The organism is Burkholderia sp. Se-20378, assembly GCF_017104665.1.
Lineage (GTDB): Bacteria > Pseudomonadota > Gammaproteobacteria > Burkholderiales > Burkholderiaceae > Burkholderia > Burkholderia lata.
In genome coordinates this window covers 1-3,931 of the sequence record NZ_JAAGPG010000682.1, presented here as the reverse complement: position 1 = coordinate 3,931, position 3,931 = coordinate 1, and the positions used below count along the sequence as shown (strand labels likewise).

The following is a 3,931-nucleotide window of genomic DNA, read 5'->3' as shown; positions in this document are numbered from 1 at the left end:
TTGCGGAATCCCGTGTGAAAGTAGGTAATCGTCAGGCTCCCTAAGCCGAGAAACCCCGCCCGAAAGGCGGGGGTTTTTGCAGTGGCGCGGCGGAAATGCGCAGGGGATCGGGATGTGCGGCGCTATTCATCACATCCCACTGGCACGCACACCAGGTCACTCAGCCGTCATCCGGCAGTCAATCCTTACCCCGGAACGAAACCACGCGATTTGATACGATCGACGTGCCGTCGGCGATTGCACGTGTCGACGTTCATGTTCGAAACCAGGGCTTGATGGAGAGGGCGGGAATGAATATCGGCGACGCGTCGCGCGAATCCGGAGTCAGCGCAAAGATGATCCGGTACTACGAACAGGTCGGTCTGCTGGCGCCGAGCAAGCGTACCGACGCCGGTTACCGGATCTACGGTGCGGACGAGATCCATATTCTCCGCTTCATTCGCCAGGCGCGACGCCTTGGCTTTCTCGTCGAGGACATCCGCAAGCTGCTGATGCTCTGGCAAGACCGCTCCCGCGCGAGCGCCGAAGTGAAGTCGATTGCCCTCGAGCATGTGGCCGAACTCGACAAGCGCATCGCCGAGCTGAGCGACATGCGCGCCACACTGGCCGATCTTGCTGCGCACTGTCATGGTGACGGGCGACCCGAATGCCCGATTTTGGCGCGTCTATCCGACCCCGTTGGTGAACCAAATTAGTGCGCACGCTCGAGGCTCAAATCAGGCCTCGATTTGATTTTCATATAAATCAATGAGTTACGATGCTTTGGCAGGCGGTCATTCCGATTGGGAATGGTTTCCATGCAAGTATTTCACTAGCATCTTGGTGCGGCATCGCTATAATTCGGGATAACCCTATACGGGAAATCCCTGAACACCGATTCACCAGGGGTCCCCCTTCCTTGGAGAACGTAATGATCGCCTACATCGTCGAAAAGCTGAGCAACTGGTTCGAATCCGCAGAACGTGAACGCCGTGAGGCCTACCTCGCCACCTCGTCGGACATCGTCCAGCTCGAGAGCCGCATCCGCTCGCTGGAAACCAACGGTTACTCGCTGTAATCGGAGTCACCGTCAGGTGCCACGTGGCACCGAACGATAAGCAAGCCCCGTATTTGACGGGGCTTTGTTTTTTTGTGCGCCGGATCTGGCGTAATCGTCAGTCCAGCGCTATGGTATGCACCTGCTTTTCATCCTGAAGGACACGATCATGCGTTTGCGTCTCGATGTGCGTCGAAGTGCCCGCGCGCGTCTCGTTCTGGGCGCGGCGGTGCTTGTCCATGGACTCGCGGCCGTTGCCGCGACGTCGTCCAAACCGCTGATTCTCGATACGCAACGCGGTATCCAGGACGGCAAGGGCGGGTTGGTGCTGCAGACGGCACCGTTGTCTTCCGAGCCGATCGTCGAGCCGGCAGGCATGCGGGCGCCGGCCGGGCAGGCGCCGAACACGTCGGTTCCGCTGTTCGTCGCGCCGTATATCAATGTCCCCGCGTGGGGCGGACAGCAGCCCCCCCAGCCTAGGCTCGCACCGAGACCTCAGCCGTAACGGCCAGCCGGTCGATCAGTTTCCGCGGTGCTCGATCTGGCAGCGGGCGCCGCTATCCTGTCCGAGCATCTCGACCAGGTAGGGCAGTGCCTCGTTCATGCTCTGGGCGAGCGTATACGGCGGATTCAGAATGAACATCCCGCTGCCGTAGAGACCCAGCCCGTCAGTCGGCGGATTCGACACCGTCAGTGTCAGGTGCAGCCAGTTGTTCGGTTGCAGGCGCTTCAACTGCTCGGGAAAACGCTGCGATTCTGTCCGGGTCACCTGCGGGTACCAGACTGCATAGCAGCCGGTCGCGAAACGCTTCAGACACTCCGTCAGGCAAGTCACCGTACGCGCGTAATCCTTCTTGTCCTCGTAGGACGGGTCGATCAACACGAGTGCGCGTCGCGGTGGAGGGGGCAGCAGCGCCTTGACGCCTTCGAAGCCGTCGCCGGCGAAGATCATTGCGCGTCGCCCGGCATCACGGAAATTGTGGCGCAGCACATCGATTTCCGTCGTGTGCATTTCGAACAGGCGCATGCGGTCCTGCTCGCGCATCGATCGCCAGGCGATGTACGGGGAACCGGGGTAGAAGCGCAGTTCACCGTCGTCGTTCAGCGCGCGAACTTCATCCACATAGTCGCCCAGCGCCTCCGGCAGGTTCTTTTCGTTCCACAGTCGGCCGATACCGGTGTCGAATTCCGACGTCTTCGCCGCGTAGCCGTCGCGCAGTGAGTACACCCCGGCACCTGCATGCGTGTCGATGTACCAGTACGACTTGTCTTTCTTGTTCAGGTAGCGCAGCAGCTGGACGACGACGGCGTGCTTGAGCACGTCCGCGTGGTTGCCTGCGTGAAAACCGTGACGATAACTGAGCATGGCGGGCTGCCTGAAACGAAAGGTGAGTCGATGAAAGCGGTCGATCGTGCGCGGCCGTCAGGCCGGGCGCCGATGCGGGCCGCGTATTGTACGCGAGTGGCCGCGCATCGCCTTACTCGTACGCATCGCCGACCACCTCCTCGATGCGTTGCTTCACATCCGGCGTCAGCTTCGCGGCAACATCGAGCGCGTGCATGTTGTCACTGATCTGCTCGATCCGCGACGCGCCCGTGATGACCGAACTCACGCGCGGATTGGCGAGCACCCAAGCGATCGCGAGCTGGGCCGTGCTGCAGCCGAGCTCGGCTGCGATTGCGCCGAGTCGTTCGACGATGTCGTTGGCGGCTTGATTGGTCAGGCGGTCGCGCATCCAGTCGTAACCCTGTAACTGCGCGCGGCTGCCGGGCGGCACGCCGTTACGGTACTTGCCGGTGAGCAGGCCCGATGCCAGCGGGCTCCAGGTGGTGAGGCCGAGACCGTAGTCGTCGTAGAGCCGCGCATATTCCTGTTCGACCCGCGTGCGGTGGAAGAGGTTGTACTGCGGTTGCTCGACGACCGGCTTGTGCAAGTGATGCCGTTCGGCGATCTCGCACGCAGCTCGGATCTCGTCGGCACTCCATTCCGACGTGCCCCAGTACAGCGCCTTGCCGCGTACGATCATGTCGCTCATCGCCCAGACGGTTTCCACGATCGGCGTGTTCGGGTCGGGGCGATGGCAATAGACGAGGTCGACATAGTCGAGTTGCAGCCGGCGCAGCGAGCCGTCGATGGCGTTCAGCAGGTACTTCCGGTTCAGCGTGTGATACTGGTTCGGCGCTTCGGCCAGGCCCCAGAAGAACTTTGTGGACACGATATAGCTGACGCGCGGCCAGTCGAGCGACTTGAGCGCGTGGCCCATGATTTCCTCTGATTTGCCGCCGGCGTAGACCTCGGCGTTGTCGAAGAAATTGACGCCTGCGTCGCGCGCCGCAGCCAGGCATTCGCGCGCGACCCGCTGGTCGACCTGGTTGCCGTACGTCACCCACGAACCGAGCGAAAGCGCGCTGATCTGCAGGCCGGAGCGGCCTAGCCGTCGATAGTGCATGCGAACCTCCTGCGTGACTGAACCGACCTTAAGCTTAGACGTTTTGTGCGCGAACGGCGGGGCCGATCGTGCACAATGGCGCCTGGCCCGCCGGTACGATCGCGCGACGGTAGCGGACGCGGCGGGCGTGTGTTTTATCGATCCGACAATGGGAGGAGACGGACATGGCAGCAGATCTGAGCGGCAAGACCGCAGTCGTCACGGGCGCCGCGAGCGGCATCGGCAAGGAAATCGCACTTGAGCTCGCGAAAGCGGGGGCGGCCGTAGCGATCGCCGACCTGAACCAGGACGGCGCGAATGCCGTTGCCGACGAGATCGTCAAGGCGGGCGGCAAGGCGATCGGCGTCGCGATGGACGTGACGAACGAGGAAGCCGTGAACAGCGGTATCGACAAGGTGGCCGAAACGTTCGGCTCGGTCGACATCCTCGTGTCGAACGCGGGCAT

At 62.1% G+C, this 3,931-nt stretch carries 6 protein-coding genes; 4 read left to right on the top strand and 2 right to left on the bottom strand.

Annotation, left to right across the window (positions count from 1 at the left end):
* The first annotated feature begins 290 nt into the window (after positions 1 to 290).
* The 3 genes from cueR to G3N93_RS36020 all read left to right on the top strand — a co-directional run bounded on the left by cueR (position 291) and on the right by G3N93_RS36020 (position 1,541).
* Positions 291 to 695 carry a Cu(I)-responsive transcriptional regulator gene (gene cueR / locus G3N93_RS36030; RefSeq protein WP_174946714.1) on the top strand — a complete coding sequence of 135 codons (405 nt, stop codon included), beginning with the start codon at positions 291 to 293 and terminating at the stop codon, positions 693 to 695.
* Between the two features lie 215 nt (positions 696 to 910).
* A complete protein-coding gene (locus G3N93_RS36025) occupies positions 911 to 1,057 on the top strand; it encodes a DUF3563 family protein (RefSeq protein WP_006478295.1) in 147 nt (48 codons plus the stop codon).
* Between the two features lie 148 nt (positions 1,058 to 1,205).
* Positions 1,206 to 1,541, top strand: coding sequence for a hypothetical protein (locus G3N93_RS36020; protein WP_011352671.1), 336 nt, complete (start codon positions 1,206 to 1,208; stop codon positions 1,539 to 1,541).
* 15 nt (positions 1,542 to 1,556) lie between these two features.
* On the opposite strand, the gene G3N93_RS36015 is transcribed toward G3N93_RS36020, so the two are convergent.
* Positions 1,557 to 2,402 carry a 23S rRNA (adenine(2030)-N(6))-methyltransferase RlmJ gene (locus tag G3N93_RS36015; RefSeq protein ID WP_174941695.1) on the bottom strand — a complete coding sequence of 282 codons (846 nt, stop codon included), beginning with the start codon at positions 2,400 to 2,402 and terminating at the stop codon, positions 1,557 to 1,559.
* 112 nt (positions 2,403 to 2,514) lie between these two features.
* Positions 2,515 to 3,486, bottom strand: coding sequence for an aldo/keto reductase (locus G3N93_RS36010; RefSeq protein ID WP_174946718.1), 972 nt, complete (start codon positions 3,484 to 3,486; stop codon positions 2,515 to 2,517).
* Positions 3,487 to 3,650: 164 nt separating this feature from the next.
* Here G3N93_RS36010 and G3N93_RS36005 point away from each other — a divergent pair.
* Positions 3,651 to 3,931 (top strand): SDR family NAD(P)-dependent oxidoreductase (locus G3N93_RS36005; protein WP_206135141.1); only part of this gene is annotated, 281 nt, incomplete at its 3' end.

Excerpts from the sequence above, each read along its gene's own strand:
- cueR (WP_174946714.1), top strand. The coding sequence starts at position 291 with ATGAATATCGGCGACGCGTCGCGCGAATCCGGAGTCAGCGCAAAGATG.
- G3N93_RS36025 (WP_006478295.1), top strand. The coding sequence starts at position 911 with ATGATCGCCTACATCGTCGAAAAGCTGAGCAACTGGTTCGAATCCGCA.
- G3N93_RS36020 (WP_011352671.1), top strand. The coding sequence starts at position 1,206 with ATGCGTTTGCGTCTCGATGTGCGTCGAAGTGCCCGCGCGCGTCTCGTT.
- G3N93_RS36015 (WP_174941695.1), bottom strand. The coding sequence starts at position 2,402 with ATGCTCAGTTATCGTCACGGTTTTCACGCAGGCAACCACGCGGACGTG.
- G3N93_RS36010 (WP_174946718.1), bottom strand. The coding sequence starts at position 3,486 with ATGCACTATCGACGGCTAGGCCGCTCCGGCCTGCAGATCAGCGCGCTT.